This is a genomic window from Microcoleus vaginatus HSN003, from assembly GCF_022701255.1.
GTDB classification, from domain to species: domain Bacteria; phylum Cyanobacteriota; class Cyanobacteriia; order Cyanobacteriales; family Microcoleaceae; genus Microcoleus; species Microcoleus vaginatus_B.
The window spans coordinates 6,682,680-6,696,210 of the sequence record NZ_CP031705.1 but is presented as its reverse complement, the minus strand read 5'-3'; the positions used below and the strand labels follow the sequence as shown (position 1 = coordinate 6,696,210).

The 13,531-nt window shown below is 48.8% G+C and carries 23 protein-coding genes; all 23 read right to left on the bottom strand.

Going from position 1 to position 13,531, the window contains the following annotated elements; translation table 11 throughout:
- Positions 1 to 57: 57 nt before the first annotated feature.
- Entirely contained in the window at positions 58 to 366 is a 309-nt protein-coding gene (gene rpmE / locus D0A37_RS28570) for a 50S ribosomal protein L31 (protein ID WP_242719730.1), read from the bottom strand.
- A gap of 211 nt (positions 367 to 577) precedes the next feature.
- Entirely contained in the window at positions 578 to 991 is a 414-nt protein-coding gene (rpsI, locus tag D0A37_RS28565) for a 30S ribosomal protein S9 (RefSeq protein ID WP_242719727.1), read from the bottom strand.
- Entirely contained in the window at positions 991 to 1,446 is a 456-nt protein-coding gene (gene rplM / locus D0A37_RS28560; protein ID WP_242719725.1) for a 50S ribosomal protein L13, read from the bottom strand. The genes rpsI and rplM overlap by 1 nt, the downstream gene beginning before the upstream one ends.
- Before the next feature lie 111 nt (positions 1,447 to 1,557).
- A complete protein-coding gene (gene truA, locus D0A37_RS28555; RefSeq protein WP_242719723.1) occupies positions 1,558 to 2,421 on the bottom strand; it encodes a tRNA pseudouridine(38-40) synthase TruA in 864 nt (287 codons plus the stop codon).
- 29 nt (positions 2,422 to 2,450) lie between these two features.
- A complete protein-coding gene (gene rplQ / locus D0A37_RS28550) occupies positions 2,451 to 2,801 on the bottom strand; it encodes a 50S ribosomal protein L17 (RefSeq protein ID WP_242719721.1) in 351 nt (116 codons plus the stop codon).
- Between the two features lie 125 nt (positions 2,802 to 2,926).
- Positions 2,927 to 3,871: a DNA-directed RNA polymerase subunit alpha gene (locus tag D0A37_RS28545; protein WP_242725814.1), complete on the bottom strand. Its 945-nt coding sequence runs from the start codon at positions 3,869 to 3,871 to the stop codon at positions 2,927 to 2,929.
- Positions 3,872 to 4,045: 174 nt separating this feature from the next.
- Positions 4,046 to 4,444 (bottom strand): 30S ribosomal protein S11, encoded by a 399-nt coding sequence (gene rpsK / locus D0A37_RS28540; protein ID WP_006634980.1) that lies wholly within the window; start codon positions 4,442 to 4,444, stop codon positions 4,046 to 4,048.
- Between the two features lie 84 nt (positions 4,445 to 4,528).
- Positions 4,529 to 4,912 (bottom strand): 30S ribosomal protein S13, encoded by a 384-nt coding sequence (gene rpsM, locus D0A37_RS28535; protein ID WP_242719719.1) that lies wholly within the window; start codon positions 4,910 to 4,912, stop codon positions 4,529 to 4,531.
- An 83-nt stretch (positions 4,913 to 4,995) separates the two neighbouring features.
- Positions 4,996 to 5,109: a 50S ribosomal protein L36 gene (gene rpmJ, locus D0A37_RS28530; RefSeq protein ID WP_015178722.1), complete on the bottom strand. Its 114-nt coding sequence runs from the start codon at positions 5,107 to 5,109 to the stop codon at positions 4,996 to 4,998.
- Between the two features lie 368 nt (positions 5,110 to 5,477).
- Entirely contained in the window at positions 5,478 to 5,702 is a 225-nt protein-coding gene (gene infA, locus D0A37_RS28525) for a translation initiation factor IF-1 (protein ID WP_006276978.1), read from the bottom strand.
- A 292-nt stretch (positions 5,703 to 5,994) separates the two neighbouring features.
- The gene (locus D0A37_RS28520) at positions 5,995 to 6,576 is read right to left on the bottom strand and encodes an adenylate kinase (protein ID WP_242719717.1); all 582 of its coding nucleotides are present in this window, start codon (positions 6,574 to 6,576) and stop codon (positions 5,995 to 5,997) included.
- A gap of 5 nt (positions 6,577 to 6,581) precedes the next feature.
- The gene (gene secY, locus D0A37_RS28515; RefSeq protein ID WP_242719715.1) at positions 6,582 to 7,886 is read right to left on the bottom strand and encodes a preprotein translocase subunit SecY; all 1,305 of its coding nucleotides are present in this window, start codon (positions 7,884 to 7,886) and stop codon (positions 6,582 to 6,584) included.
- A 102-nt stretch (positions 7,887 to 7,988) separates the two neighbouring features.
- Complete coding sequence (rplO, locus tag D0A37_RS28510; protein WP_242719713.1) at positions 7,989 to 8,435, bottom strand: 50S ribosomal protein L15; 447 nt, start codon at positions 8,433 to 8,435, stop codon at positions 7,989 to 7,991.
- Between the two features lie 146 nt (positions 8,436 to 8,581).
- On the bottom strand, positions 8,582 to 9,127 hold the full coding sequence (gene rpsE / locus D0A37_RS28505; RefSeq protein WP_242719711.1) for a 30S ribosomal protein S5: 546 nt from the start codon (positions 9,125 to 9,127) through the stop codon (positions 8,582 to 8,584).
- Positions 9,128 to 9,289: 162 nt separating this feature from the next.
- Positions 9,290 to 9,652, bottom strand: coding sequence for a 50S ribosomal protein L18 (gene rplR, locus D0A37_RS28500; RefSeq protein WP_242719709.1), 363 nt, complete (start codon positions 9,650 to 9,652; stop codon positions 9,290 to 9,292).
- A 2-nt stretch (positions 9,653 to 9,654) separates the two neighbouring features.
- Positions 9,655 to 10,203 (bottom strand): 50S ribosomal protein L6, encoded by a 549-nt coding sequence (rplF, locus tag D0A37_RS28495; RefSeq protein WP_172190403.1) that lies wholly within the window; start codon positions 10,201 to 10,203, stop codon positions 9,655 to 9,657.
- Positions 10,204 to 10,325: 122 nt separating this feature from the next.
- Positions 10,326 to 10,730 (bottom strand): 30S ribosomal protein S8, encoded by a 405-nt coding sequence (gene rpsH / locus D0A37_RS28490; protein ID WP_015178715.1) that lies wholly within the window; start codon positions 10,728 to 10,730, stop codon positions 10,326 to 10,328.
- Between the two features lie 22 nt (positions 10,731 to 10,752).
- Positions 10,753 to 11,298, bottom strand: coding sequence for a 50S ribosomal protein L5 (gene rplE / locus D0A37_RS28485; protein ID WP_006634989.1), 546 nt, complete (start codon positions 11,296 to 11,298; stop codon positions 10,753 to 10,755).
- A 135-nt stretch (positions 11,299 to 11,433) separates the two neighbouring features.
- Positions 11,434 to 11,796, bottom strand: a complete 363-nt coding sequence (gene rplX / locus D0A37_RS28480; RefSeq protein ID WP_242719707.1) for a 50S ribosomal protein L24 — start codon at positions 11,794 to 11,796, stop codon at positions 11,434 to 11,436.
- A 1-nt stretch (position 11,797) separates the two neighbouring features.
- Positions 11,798 to 12,166 carry a 50S ribosomal protein L14 gene (gene rplN, locus D0A37_RS28475; RefSeq protein ID WP_006634991.1) on the bottom strand — a complete coding sequence of 123 codons (369 nt, stop codon included), beginning with the start codon at positions 12,164 to 12,166 and terminating at the stop codon, positions 11,798 to 11,800.
- 108 nt (positions 12,167 to 12,274) lie between these two features.
- Positions 12,275 to 12,523, bottom strand: coding sequence for a 30S ribosomal protein S17 (gene rpsQ / locus D0A37_RS28470; RefSeq protein ID WP_006634992.1), 249 nt, complete (start codon positions 12,521 to 12,523; stop codon positions 12,275 to 12,277).
- 37 nt (positions 12,524 to 12,560) lie between these two features.
- On the bottom strand, positions 12,561 to 12,875 hold the full coding sequence (gene rpmC / locus D0A37_RS28465) for a 50S ribosomal protein L29 (RefSeq protein ID WP_242719705.1): 315 nt from the start codon (positions 12,873 to 12,875) through the stop codon (positions 12,561 to 12,563).
- 160 nt (positions 12,876 to 13,035) lie between these two features.
- Entirely contained in the window at positions 13,036 to 13,455 is a 420-nt protein-coding gene (gene rplP / locus D0A37_RS28460; RefSeq protein ID WP_242719703.1) for a 50S ribosomal protein L16, read from the bottom strand.
- Between the last annotated feature and the right edge of the window lie 76 nt (positions 13,456 to 13,531).

Here is a 13,531-nt window from a genome sequence, read left to right as displayed (position 1 = left end):
GTAAGTTGTCAGTAGAAAGAACTACTCTCAACAAACTGCGGACAAATGACAATCCGGCTACTTCTTCTTTTTGCCTTTACCAGCAGCCTTAGAAGCATCTGCTTTGGGATCTTCCATTTTCAGCGGTCCCGATGAAGCATCTGCCTTCGGCATTTCTACCTCGGTCATGCCGTATTTCCGCATAAAGCGTTCCACACGACCTTCTGTATCAATAATCTTCTGAGTGCCAGTATAAAAAGGATGATTTCCCGACCAGACATCAACTTGAAGCTTGGGTCTAGTGGAACCAACAGTCATTACCAGTTCTCCGTTGCAATAAACCTGAGATTCTGGATACCACTCAGGGTGAATGCCATCTTTTGCCATTGTTTTTTACTCTCTAATTTTTGACTTTACAACCATTTTAGCTGCCGCAGGACTTGTACACCAACAACAGCAGCAATTTTGCCTTATATCTGTTGGAACCAGGAATCAGGAATCGGAAATAAACTTCAAAAAAAGGCAGATAAAATCTGGATAGATAATTTTGCCTTTTCTTTCTTCCTTCTTCCTTCTTCCTTCTTCCTTCTTCCCTTGATTACCGCTTCGAGTATTGAGGAGCTTTGCGAGCTTTCCGCAAACCGTACTTTTTCCGTTCTTTTGCCCGCGGGTCGCGAGTCAAATAGCCTTCAATTTTGAGGGGTTTGCGGTTTTCCGGGTCTAATTGGCACAGTGCTCTAGCGACACCCAAGCGAATCGAGTCAGCCTGACCTGTCAAGCCACCGCCTTCGACTTTTACCAAAATGTCGTACTCATTTTCCAGACCCAAAGTTTCCAGAGGGGCCTTAGCTAGAGCCAAATAAGTAGGGTTGAACTGCAGGTACAAATCCCCCTCTTTACCATTGACAGTCAATATGCCAGTGCCGGGAACCAAGCGCACCCGCGCTACGGAACGCTTGCGGCGTCCGGTACCCCAGTACACAGCGCGACCGGATGTATCTGTTGCTTGCATTACTCATTTCCTCCCGGAATCGTGTGAACAATTAATTCTTCTGGTTTTTGAGCTTGGTGCGGGTGGTTGGGGCCGGCGTACACCTTCAGTTTAGTAAACAGTTGTCTGCCGAGAGAAGTGTGAGGCAGCATTCCCCGTATAGCTTCTTCGACGATTCTTTCGGGCAAACGTACTTGCAATTTGGCAAAAGTTTCTGTTTTCATCCCGCCCGGTCTTCCAGAATGGCGGCGGTAGATTTTCTGGGTACGTTTTTTGCCAGTAACAGCGATTTTGTCGGCATTGATGACAATTACGAAGTCACCGGTGTCCATAGAAGGAGTGTAAGTCGGTTTGTGTTTCCCCCGGAGGTACATGGCAACTTCAGTTGCCAGACGGCCCAGCCGCTGGTCAGCGGCATCGACCACGTACCACTTGTGCTCTAGGGAGTCTTGAGTAGGAACGTAAGTTTTGTTCATTGTTTGTTGTTAGTTGTCTGTTAACTGTTAACTGTTGTTAGGTGTCAGTTGTCAGTTGTCAGTTGTCAGTTTTTAATTGTTAGTTGTCCTTAGTTTTTTATTAGTAGTTACCTAATGACTAATGACTAATGACTCATGACTCATGACTAATTTTGGCTGAGTGTCGTACCAGACCTCTGGGGGAAAGGGAAATTCTGAATAGCCAACCCGCAGCAGGCACAAACCTTGAGCGGGAGCGGCGTATTTTACCATTTCTCGGCGTTCGTTGACCCAGATATCTGTGAAATTGTCGATCGGTCTTTCCCCGCGACCCACCTGTACCAGCAACCCCACCAGCAGCCGCATCATCCCGTACAGAAACCCGCTGGCCTGAACCTCAATATAGACAAGAGGCCCAGAACGGTGACACTCTGCAGCTTGTACGTCCACCCAGGAATGGGGGCGGGCTGACCCCGCGCGGTGGAAAGCAGCCAGGTGATGCCGCCCGATTAGGGGTGTCAAAGCTGTCTGAATCAAAGATTCATCCACAGGCGCGTGATAGCAGTGCCAAGCAAAAGGACGCACAAACAAATTAGGGGTCGGATCTGTATAAAGGGTGTAGCGATAGCGCCGCCAACTGGCTGAGAACCGAGCGTGCCAGGTAGGTTCCACCTTTGCCGAAGCTCGAATTAAAATATCTTTTGCCAGTCGAGAGTTGAGAACGCTTGCCCAGCGGTGAGCCGGAATTGGGCCGCAGGCATCAAAATGGGCTACTTGAGCAGCGGCATGAACTCCCGCATCGGTTCTCCCGGCAGCGTGCAGCGTTACCGGGCGTTCCAGAACAGTCGATATTGCTGTTTCAATTTCTTCTTGTACTGTACGCTGGTTCGGCTGTCGCTGCCAACCGTGAAAGTTAGTGCCGAGGTATTGGATCACCAGAGCAACGCGCTGTATCGATTGGGGATTTTCGATTGGGGATTGTGGATTGTCAGTCATAAATCACAAATCTCCAACCCAAAATGGAATTAAACCAGTTCAACGATCGCCATTTCGGAATTGTCTCCTTGACGGGGGACTGTTCGCACGACGCGGGTGTAGCCGCCGTTGCGCGAGCCGTACCGTTCTTGTGCCGCCTCAAACAAGGCGTGTACTAACTGTTTATCGTAGATATAGCCCATAGCTTGGCGGCGAGCGGCCAAGGAGCCATCTTTGGCCAGGGTAATCATCCTGTCCGCCTCTGAGCGCAGCGCTTTGGCGCGGGCGAGAGTGGTAGTGATTTTACCGTGACGGATTAATTCGGTGGTCAGCGAGCGCAGTAGGGCGCGACGCTGGTCAGCCGGTTTGCTGAGTTGGGGAACGCGACAGCGGTGACGCATAGCAGTTGGTAATTGGTAATTGGTAAGTGGGCGTGGGGATAGTGCGTGAGTTTTGAGCGGTGATTTCTTTAACTTAAAAACTCACCTACTTAAAATTCAGAACTTTTTTACCCGTTACCCGTTGATTAAGTTTTAGCTGATTTTTCCTGGGGCAAGGTAATGCCCAAGCGTTTTTGTAAAGCTTCAATCACTTCTTCTGCGGACTTCTGACCGAAATTTTTGATCTCGAGCAAGTCTTCTTGGGTATAATCCAATAAGTCTGCGACTGAGTTGATCTGAGCCCGCTTGAGACAGTTGTAAGCCCGGACGGACAACTGCAATTCTTCGATCGGAATTTGGCTAGTAGGATCGGCCTCACCTGGATACTCTGGTTTGAGAGAATCTTGGGTGATGTCTTTGAGAGGTGCAAATAAATCTACCAGGATGTTGGCAGATTGACTCAAAGCTTCTTGAGGAGTCACGCTGCCATCAGTCCAGATTTCCATAATCAGCCGATCTTTCTCGACCGTCCCGCCTACCCGAGCATCTTCAACGCTGTAGTTGACTCTGCGAATCGGCATAAAGATGGCGTCAATTTGGAGAAAATCCAAAGCCGACCCATCATCGCGACTGCGGTCTACTGCTCGGTATCCGATGCCTTTTTCAATTCTGAATTCCATTTCCAGAACTGAACCGGGGGAGAGAGTTGCAATGTACTGGGATCGATCAATCAATTCGACCTCTGAGGGCAAATCGAATCGATCGGCCGTAACGGTGACAGGCCCTTCAATCCGCAACCTGCCGATTTGCGGCTGCTGAGAATGAGTTTTGAGGACGACCTCTTTCATGTTCAGGAGAATTTCTAGAACATCCTCACGTACCCCTTCGATCGTGGCAAACTCGTGATTGACGCCCGCGATTCGGACTGAAGTTACTGCTGTTCCTTCTAAGTTTGACAGCAGAACTCGCCTCAGCGCATTCCCAACAGTTGTTCCCTGACCGCGATCGAGCGGTTCCAGGACAAATTTTCCGTACTGACTGCGGTCTTTGTCAGTGTTAGACTCTATACATTCAATTTGAAACTGCGCCACGGAGTGACCTCCCTTTTCCACTTTGGATTTTTGATTTTGGATTTTAGATTGCAGAGCATACCCCTGAACGGATTTCGGATTTTGGATGGACGGGGCAACAGTTAGAACCATTAGTTTTTGACTTTAAGCAGTTAGCCATTATCCAAAATCTAAAATCTAAAATCTCAAATCGTTTTAGACTCTACGCCGCTTGGGAGGGCGACAGCCGTTGTGAGGAATTGGGGTAACATCTCTAATCAGGGTGATTTCCAGTCCCGCCCCTTGCAGCGCCCGGATTGCAGTTTCTCTACCTGCTCCTGGTCCGCTCACCATTACTTCTATTTGGCGCATTCCTTGGTCGTTGGCTCTGCGGGCAGCACTTTCTGCTGCTGTTTGAGCTGCAAAGGGAGTCCCTTTCTTCGCTCCTTTAAAACCGCTGGAACCTGCCGATGCCCAGGATATCACTTCGCCGTTGAGGTCGGTAATAGTTACAATCGTGTTGTTAAAGGTAGACTGGATGTAGCCTACCCCATTGGGTACATTCCGTTTCTGCTTTTTTGCACCAGATTTCTTGCCTGTTTGTTGTCGCGCCATATTAGTCTCTTTAACGTTTCTCTCAACTAATGTCCTGAAGCGCTAGGAGCCAGCAGCCCCCAGCGTATTTTTCCAAAAAAGATGTTACTTCTTGGAAGGTGCCTTTTTCTTGCCCGCAACTGTTCGGCGGACGCCACGACGGGTTCGGGCGTTAGTACGGGTTCGTTGTCCCCGCACCGGCAGACCCAAACGGTGACGCCGACCGCGATAAGTTCCGATGTCCATCAGGCGCTTGATGTTCATTGACTCCCAGCGCCGGAGGTCTCCTTCGATTTGGTAGGTGCTTTCTACGTGAGCCCGCAGAGCAGTCACGTCGGTCTCTGTTAAATCCTTGACGCGAGTGTCAGGATTTACGCCTGTTGCAGCGATAATTTCTTGGGCCCTCGACAGGCCTATTCCGTAAATGTATGTCAGACCTATTTCGACGCGCTTATCGCGTGGAAGGTCTACCCCGGCAATCCGTGCCACACTTTTTGTCTCCCTAGTTTTCCTGTTTGGCTACAATGTTCAATTAGGATGCACCTGCGTGCATTGCCCAATCTTCCTTTTTTCTAACCTTGGCGCTGTTTGTGTTTCGGGTTAGTGCATATCACCATCACTCGACCGCGACGGCGGATGACGCGACATTTCTCACAAATTTTTTTGACAGATGCTCGAACTTTCATCTTTCTTCCTGCCTGGAGAACCCCGCTCTACCGGAGAGCAGGCACGCTGGGACTGCCCGTAGAGCGGTGGGAGGAGAGGCTGGGCAAGGTGTAGGCCTCTCCTCGATTAAATTGTATAAAGTGCGGGTTGTTTCATGAAGGAGCCCGCTTGCACCCACTCCCATTGCTGGGTAAAGTTCGCCTGCGCCAGAGTGTTGGCGAGCGATACTTTTACGGTGTAACAATGACTTAACCCGGTACACCGCTGGGTTGTTGACGCCCTTCTCGGCAACACTACAAACGTAGCATTATAGCATAAATTTGAAGCTTTTTACCAAATTCTCTCTAAATTAAACTTAGAATTAGTTTTTAGAAAGTTTTATCTAAGCCTATTTTTTCCGAAGGCGATAAGTAATCCTGCCTTTGGTCAAGTCGTAGGGAGTCAATTCGACTTTGACGCGATCGCCAGGCAGAATTTTGATGTAGTTGCGGCGGATCTTGCCGGAAATGTGAGCTAGCACATTAAACCCATTATCTAGGTCAACGCGAAACATCGCATTAGGCAGGGATTCCGTCACTGTCCCTTCCATTTCAATTAAATCTTGCTTAGACAATTTGGTATTTACCTCAACTCTACATTTGATTAACTAGGAGTGTCCCGCTATTTGCCTCAAAACCTATTTACTGGTAGGAGTCAAACGGGAAAGCGGGCAAGAATTCGGGCGACTTTAGCGACTTATTGACTCAACCAACCACTTGTTTTAGCTTTACTTGAGTAAAGTTGTAGCAATTAGTATCGAGTTCAATCCGGTCTCTAGCAACCCTCACAAAACCTGATAGCACAAAAAGCTCCTAGTTAACATATCTTAGCAAAAGCTTGTGAGTAACAAGCTGTATTGAGAGGGTTCAAGAGTCGCCCGAGAGAGCTTGTTGCAGTTCTGCTGTGACTAATTCCATCGCTCGATCGCCATCAACCACAACTAACTGTTCGCGGTTTCTGTAAAACTCAATCAAAGGTTCAGTTTGCTCGCGATAAACTTGCAATCGGCGGCGGATCGTTTCCTCATTGTCGTCCTGACGCCCCCGCGACAGTAGGCGAGCCACCAAAACATTGTCAGGAACGTCCAAATTGACAGCTCTGAGAGCGCAGTTTTTTCCAGACGCACTTCCCTCACCGCCAACATCGCAGAGCAGTTTGTCAAAAAAAGCTGCCTGCGGCACTGTGCGCGGAAAGCCGTCGAGAATCCAGCCAGCGCTAGCATCTGGTTGATTCATGCGTTCTTGTACGATATCCATCAATAACTGGTCGGGAACCAACTCACCAGCATTCATGTAGGCTTGGGCTTTTTCACCCAAAGCAGTTTTGGCGACCACGCAAGCGCGCAGGATGTCACCTGTAGAAATGTGGGGTATTTTCCAGAGAGCTGCTAAAAGCTGAGCCTGAGTTCCCTTTCCTGCCCCTGGAGGCCCCATAAAAATCAATTGCATTGCGATTACTTCACCATTCCTTCATATCGTTGGGAGATGACGTAAGTTTGAATTTGCTTAGCAGTTTCGATCGCCACACCTACTAGAATCAGTAGGGAAGTTGCGCCAAAACCTCTAAAAGTTTGCACACCGATCGCGCTTTCTACAGCAGTTGGTACAATGGCCACCAGACCGAGAAATATCGCTCCCAAGAAAGTCAAACGGTTCAAAACCTTCTCCACATAATCGCTGGTTTTCTGACCCGGACGAATTCCAGGAATGCTGGCGCCCATTTTCTTCAAGTTCTGAGACATATCTACGGGGTTGACAATCAACGAAGCGTAGAAATAGCTGAAGAACAGAATCAAAGTCAGATAAAACAGCGCGTAAGCCCAAGGCGCTGGCCCGTCCGGCCTCAAAACATTAGCAACTTGAACCAAAAACGGGTTATTGAGAGACTGAGCGAGGAAAGAAGGCACAATCAGCACCGAAGATGCAAAAATAATCGGCATCACTCCGCCTTGATTCAAGCGCAGGGGCAGATAACTCCGGCTCTCCCGATAAACTTTGCGGCCGACTTGGCGACGGGCAGAAATAATCGGAATCCGGCGAGTACCTTCCTGAACAAAAACAATCCCGACAATCGTTACCAAAAAGACCAGCAGCAGAACGACTACGCGGCCGACAACTTGCGTGTCCCCGCTTTGAGCCAATTCAAAAGTTTGTCCCAAGGAGCGCGGCAATACCGACACAATATTGATAAAAATCAGTAGCGACGCTCCGTTCCCGATACCTCGTTCCGTCACCACTTCCGATATCCACATTACAAACATTGAACCTGCTGTCAGAGCCAAAGCAGTTTGTGCTATGAATAAAGGCGATGGAGATTGAGCAAAAGGGCTGACCCAAATCGCAATGCCAATACTTTGCAGAATGGCCCAGCCCAAAGACACGTAGCGAGTAATTTGAGAAATCTTGCGCCGCCCTGCTTCTCCTTCATTTTTCTGCAAGTCTTCTAAGCTTGGCAGAGCCGCAGTTAGAAGTTGCACAATAATTGAAGCATTAATGTAGGGCAAAATCCCCAACGCGAAAATCCCCAAAGCTGACAAGCCGCCTCCTGAGAACAAGTCCAGAAAGCCAATTAAAGGGCTATTTTGGACGTTTTGGGCAAAGGCGACTCGATCGATGCCGGGGACTGGCAAGTGGACACCCAGGCGTACTAAAATCAGTAAGCCAATGGTTACGAGGATGCGGCCTCGCAAACCAGCAGCTTGAGCCATCTGCATTAAAGTCTCTTGTGCAGTTGGCGCTTTCTCTCTACTAACGTCCATAGTTACGATTTTGGATTTTAGATTTGGGATTTTCGGCTAAATCATTTTCTGATAGCAAGCTTGAGGATTTGAGATTTGGACAGACTCTCAAACCTCAAATCTTCACGCAACTAATTCGCAACTTCCGCCTGCGGCTTCAATTTTGGTGCGAGCACCTGCGGTAAAAGCCGAGGCGCGCACTTGCAAAGGTACATTCAATTCACCATCTCCTAAGATTTTCAGCGGCCCGTCGTCTGTGGTGACAATTTTTGCTTCGATCAAAGAGGTGAGAGTAACTTCGGTGTTTGCTGGCAGCGATGCTAATTTACTTACATTAATGGTAGTGTACTCTTTCCGGTTCACTAGAGGGAAGCTTTTCAACTTGGGGAGACGGCGGTAGAGAGGATTTTGACCTCCTTCAAAACCGGGTCTAGTGCCGCTACCGGCTCTAGATTTTTGACCGCGCATCCCTTTGCCGGAGCTCGCGCCTTGACCGGCAGAAATACCTCTGCCCAAGCGTCGGGGGCGCTTTTGGGAGCCTGCTTTGGGTCGGGCGTCTTGCAATCTCATAGTTTTAGTAATTGGTAATTGGTAATTGGTATTTAGAGAGCGGGTACGCAGTAGTTTTGAGTGCGTGAGTTTTGAGTTGGGGATGTTTTTATTTTCCACGCCAGCACTTAACACTCAAAACTTACAGTTTCCCATTCTCGCGTGCCCTAACCGTAGAGGTTTTCTACTGGAATTCCGCGCTCTTGAGCAACTTCGGACAAGGTGCGGAGGGTGGAGAGGGCATTGACTGCGGCTCGGGCGTTGTTTAAGGGATTTCCAGAACCTAGCTGTTTGGCTAAGATGTTGCGGACTCCTGCTAGTTCGAGAACTGTTCGCACAGCTCCCCCTGCAATTACCCCGGTTCCCGGAGCGGCCGGTCGCATCATGACTTTAGCTCCGCCACCGTCACCGTTGATGGGGTGAGGGATGGAGTTAGATTTGGTGAGGGGGACTTCAATGAGGTGCTTTTTGCCGTCAGCGACGCCTTTTTTAACGGCACCGATTACGTCGCTAGCTTTGCCGACTCCTACTCCAACTTGGCCGCGTTCGTTGCCGATAATGACTATGGCGCGGAAGCTAAGTTTTTTACCACCTTTGACTACTTTAGTAACGCGCCGGATCTGAACGACCCGTTCTTGCCATTCGGATTCTTTTTCGCGTGTTTTGTTACTGCTGCTTTTTTTCTTGTTGCGCTGTTCTTTTTGTTCTGCCATAGTTTTGTCCTGTGGGAATTAGTAGTTGGTGAAAGGCGATCGGCAAATGGTAATTGTTTGAGTAAAAAGTAAAAATAGAAGAAATCTGGATTTGGCCTTTTCACTTTCAACTTTTGACTTTTTACTTTTTAATTACTCATTACCCGCTACCCATTACCCCCTCTAGAAGTCTAACCCCGCTTCGCGAGCTGCTTCTGCGAGGGCTTTGACACGACCGTGATAGAGGTTGCCCCCGCGATCGAATACGACTTTGACTATGCCAGCGCTGGAACAGCGTTTGGCAATCAACTGACCGACTTGGGCGCTCGCGGAGCAGTTGCCACCAGAACTGAGATTTGACTTCAATTCGGGATCGAGGGTTGACGCGGCAGCCAAAGTATGCTGGGCGGTGTCGTCGATTACTTGAGCGTAGATGTGCTGCTCTGATCGAAATACCGCGAGTCTGGGGCGTTCGGAGGTGCCGAACACCTTGCGCCGAACACGGCGGTGTCTGCGGTGGACTGATTCTTTGCGAGTAAGCTTCATTGTTACTTCTTACCTGTTTTGCCTGTTTTACCAGCTTTGCGCCGGACGACTTCGCCGCTGTAGCGAATGCCTTTGCCTTTATAGACTTCTGGCGGACGCACTGCGCGGATGCGGGCTGCTGTATTGCCTACGAGTTCTTTGTCAATGCCGGAGACAATGACGTTGGTGTTGCCTTCAACTGCCATTGTGATGCCTTCTGGAGGGGGCATTTCAACGGGTTTGCTGTAACCGACGTTTAAAATCAGGTTCCGTCCTTGAACCTGTGCCCGATAACCTGTGCCGATAATTTCGAGGCGCCGCTGAAAACCTTGGGATACACCTTCGACCATATTGGCGACTAGAGTGCGGCACAAGCCGTGCAGTTGTCTGGCGACGCGAGATTCGTCTCGGCGGGTAACGAGTAAAGTCTCGCCTTCTAGTCCCATGAGGATTTCGGCTGGGATAACTCGGGAAAGTTCACCTTTAGGGCCTTTGACGGCTACTTTTTGACCGTCTAGGGTGATGGTGACTTTATTGGGAATGCTAATCGGACGCTTGCCAATTCGCGACATAGTTTTTTGTCCTTTGTTTCTAGTTATTAGTCCTTGATGATTAATCTTTAGTTATTAGTCCTTAGTTATTGATTTTTGAGTCTGTTGCCAACGACCCGTGACTAATGACTAATGACTAATGACTACCAAACATAACAAAGCACTTCACCGCCCAAACCTTGGCGTCGAGCTTCTCGATCGGTCATAATGCCGCTGGAGGTGGAAATAATGGCAATGCCAATTCCGCCTAATACTCTGGGCAATTCTTTACGGTTCGAGTAAACGCGCAGTCCTGGTTTGCTGACTCGCTTAAGTGCCGTGATAATGGGCTTGCGAGTTTTACCTTTGTACTTTAGAGAAAGCACTAAATGTCTCTTGATCCCTTCTGCTTCTGCTTCTTCAAATTCGCCGATGAAGCCTTCACTTTTGAGGACTTGGGCGATGCTGCGGGTCATTTTTGTAGCTGGAATTTGCGTTGTTTGGTGGCGCGCCATGCAAGAATTGCGAATGCGCGTCAACATATCTGCTATGGTATCGTTAGCTGCCATCTTTTGCTTCTTACTCTAGTGCTTAGTTGTCCCGGAACGGCATTCCCATTTCTTTAAGCAAGGCGCGTCCTTCTTCGTCGGTGTTTGCTGTGGTGATAATTGAAATGTCCATGCCTCGAATTTGATCGATGCGGTCATATTCTATTTCTGGAAAAATTAGCTGTTCTCTCAGACCCAAGCTGTAGTTGCCGCGCCCGTCGAAGCTTTTGGGGCTGATCCCGCGGAAGTCCCGAATTCGGGGGAGTGCAAGGTTGATCAGCCGATCGAGAAAATCGTACATCCGATCGCCGCGCAGCGTCACCATAACGCCGACGGGTACTCCTTTGCGGATTTTGAAGCCTGCGATCGCTTTTTTCGCCCGCGTCACCACTGGTTTTTGCCCGGTGATGATGCCAATTTCGTTGATCGACGAATCCAGTGCCTTAGCGTTTTGAGATGCTTCTCCCAAACCGCGGTTCACTGTGACTTTGACGAGTTTGGGAACCTGATGGATATTAGTATATTTAAACTGATCCATCAGTGTGGGAACGATTTTTCCTTGATAAAGAACCTTGAGTTTGTCCGGCATAGTTTTTGTGTTTCGTTAACTGTCCCTGGGCTTGGTCAGGGAATTTGTCGCTGGTCAGTCTCACCGATGTTAGTTATTAGTTGAGAAGTCACTTGTCAGAAGTCGGACTAATGACTGATGACTGATAACCAATCACTATTGATCGATGATTTCTCCAGTTTTTTTGAGCTGTCGCAGTTTCCGGCCGTCTTCGCTAAATGTATAGCAAACGCGGCTGGCTATTTTTTCTTTTTCGGAATAGTGCATGACATTTGAGCTGTGAATGGGAGCCTCAAACGTGAGTATTTTCCCGGACTCTCCCTCTTGCTGCGGCTTGACGTGCTTGGTTCTAATGTTTACACCTTTAACAATTACTTTGCTGACTTTAGGATATGTCTTTAAGATTTCTCCGACTTTTCCTTTCTCCTTGCCAGTAATTATTTGCACGGTGTCGCCTGCTTTGACGTGCATTCTGTAGCGCTGCGGTTCGCTAGTTGGTTTACCCTTTTTTCCGTACATTTTAAAGTACCTCCGGGGCTAAGGAAACGATTTTAGTAAAGTTTTTGTCGCGCAGTTCGCGGGCGACGGGGCCGAAGACGCGAGTGCCTTTGGGGTTGCCGTCTACGTTGATAATAACGGCGGCGTTATCGTCAAAACGAATGCTCATGCCACTGTCGCGGCGCAGGCCTTTGCGGGTTCTGACAATGACGGCCCGAACGACATCTGATTTTTTGACTGCCATGTTGGGGATGGCATCTTTGACGACGGCAATGATGACATCGCCGACTCCGCCGTAGCGGCGGTTGCCGCCTCCCAATACGCGGATGCACATCAGTTTGCGGGCTCCGCTATTGTCGGCGACATTGAGGTATGTCTGGGGTTGAATCATGGTGATTGTTGAGTGTTAACTGTTGAGTGTTAACTGTTGACTGTTGACTTTTGACTGCTAGTTGATTGTTAATTTTCGATCGGGAGATCGCGATGTCGCAATTAACTGTTAGCCGTTTTTTGTCCCGAAAATCTCAGCAACCGTCCAGCGTTTGGTTTTGCTCAGGGGGCGAGTTTCAGTGATGCGGACACGATCGCCCGATTTGCACTGATTTTCTTCGTCATGAGCTTTGTAGCGCTTGGTGCGGACTACGATTTTGCCGTATTTGGTGTGGGAGGAGCGGTTTTCGATTGCTACCACGACGGTTTTATCCATCTTGTCGCTGACTACTACGCCAACTCGTTCTTTAATTGCCATAGCTACCTATTTTTGTTGTGCAATTGACTTTTTTTAGCTACTGTGCGATCGTCGGCTCGGCTGCTTCTGACTCTTGGCTGACTGCTGCGGTTGCAGCAGGCTGTGCTACCTGTTTAGATGCGGCTAATTTTGCTGCTGCTGCTTCTTTCTCAGCAACGATTTGGCGCTCGCGTTCAACTGTCATCAATTGAGCTAGCCGATGTTTGGCATGCTTGAACAGGTGAGGCTTTTCCATGCGGCCGGTAGCTTGCTGAAGCCGCAATTCCATTAGTTGGCGCTTAACGGCTAAAATTTGCTCTGCTACTGCAGCATCGCTTAATTCTCTAGCTTCTTTAATCTTGGACAAAGACATAATTGTGTGCTTTCTCGTTAGCGATCTCGGTATGACAGAAGACAGAATTGTCTAGATGGTGAATGTCGAAGGAAAGAAAAGTTATGAATGACCGATTTTAAATTGCTGTAGCCGTTTAAAATTTTGACCAATGCCTACCTACTTCTACCTTCGATTATCGCTATGACTGGCCTTCTTCGCGAGTGATGAACTTGGTTTTAATTGGTAATTTGAAAGATGCCAAACGCATTGCTTCGCGCGCAGTTTCTTCAGTTACGCCACCAATTTCAAACATTACCCGGCCGGGTTTGACTACGGCAACCCAAAACTCAGGTGCGCCTTTACCAGAACCCATCCGGGTTTCTGCTGCGCGCTGGGTGACTGGTTTGTCGGGAAAAATGCGAATCCAGATTTTGCCGCCCCGGCGGATATAGCGGGTCATGGCGCGGCGTCCGGCTTCTATTTGGCGGGAAGTAATCCAGGCGGGTTCGATGGCTTGGAGCGCGAAGTCGCCAAAGCTAACTGTGTTGCCGCGGGTGGCAACACCGCTCATTCGTCCGCGCTGTTGTTTGCGGAATTTGGTTCTTTTAGGGCTTAACATGGCGAAAGGGAGTTGGGTAATTGGTAATTGGTAATTGGTAATTGGTGATTGCTAATTGCTAATTGGTTTGGAACAA

Coding starts and splice junctions, on each gene's coding strand:
- rpmE (WP_242719730.1), bottom strand. CDS start 366: ATGGCAAAAGATGGCATTCACCCTGAGTGGTATCCAGAATCTCAGGTT.
- rpsI (WP_242719727.1), bottom strand. CDS start 991: ATGCAAGCAACAGATACATCCGGTCGCGCTGTGTACTGGGGTACCGGA.
- rplM (WP_242719725.1), bottom strand. CDS start 1,446: ATGAACAAAACTTACGTTCCTACTCAAGACTCCCTAGAGCACAAGTGG.
- truA (WP_242719723.1), bottom strand. CDS start 2,421: ATGACTGACAATCCACAATCCCCAATCGAAAATCCCCAATCGATACAG.
- rplQ (WP_242719721.1), bottom strand. CDS start 2,801: ATGCGTCACCGCTGTCGCGTTCCCCAACTCAGCAAACCGGCTGACCAG.
- rpsK (WP_006634980.1), bottom strand. CDS start 4,444: ATGGCGCGACAACAAACAGGCAAGAAATCTGGTGCAAAAAAGCAGAAA.
- rpmJ (WP_015178722.1), bottom strand. CDS start 5,109: ATGAAAGTTCGAGCATCTGTCAAAAAAATTTGTGAGAAATGTCGCGTC.
- D0A37_RS28520 (WP_242719717.1), bottom strand. CDS start 6,576: ATGCAATTGATTTTTATGGGGCCTCCAGGGGCAGGAAAGGGAACTCAG.
- secY (WP_242719715.1), bottom strand. CDS start 7,886: ATGGACGTTAGTAGAGAGAAAGCGCCAACTGCACAAGAGACTTTAATG.
- rplO (WP_242719713.1), bottom strand. CDS start 8,435: ATGAGATTGCAAGACGCCCGACCCAAAGCAGGCTCCCAAAAGCGCCCC.
- rpsE (WP_242719711.1), bottom strand. CDS start 9,127: ATGGCAGAACAAAAAGAACAGCGCAACAAGAAAAAAAGCAGCAGTAAC.
- rplR (WP_242719709.1), bottom strand. CDS start 9,652: ATGAAGCTTACTCGCAAAGAATCAGTCCACCGCAGACACCGCCGTGTT.
- rplF (WP_172190403.1), bottom strand. CDS start 10,203: ATGTCGCGAATTGGCAAGCGTCCGATTAGCATTCCCAATAAAGTCACC.
- rpsH (WP_015178715.1), bottom strand. CDS start 10,730: ATGGCAGCTAACGATACCATAGCAGATATGTTGACGCGCATTCGCAAT.
- rplE (WP_006634989.1), bottom strand. CDS start 11,298: ATGCCGGACAAACTCAAGGTTCTTTATCAAGGAAAAATCGTTCCCACA.
- rplX (WP_242719707.1), bottom strand. CDS start 11,796: ATGTACGGAAAAAAGGGTAAACCAACTAGCGAACCGCAGCGCTACAGA.
- rplN (WP_006634991.1), bottom strand. CDS start 12,166: ATGATTCAACCCCAGACATACCTCAATGTCGCCGACAATAGCGGAGCC.
- rpsQ (WP_006634992.1), bottom strand. CDS start 12,523: ATGGCAATTAAAGAACGAGTTGGCGTAGTAGTCAGCGACAAGATGGAT.
- rpmC (WP_242719705.1), bottom strand. CDS start 12,875: ATGTCTTTGTCCAAGATTAAAGAAGCTAGAGAATTAAGCGATGCTGCA.
- rplP (WP_242719703.1), bottom strand. CDS start 13,455: ATGTTAAGCCCTAAAAGAACCAAATTCCGCAAACAACAGCGCGGACGA.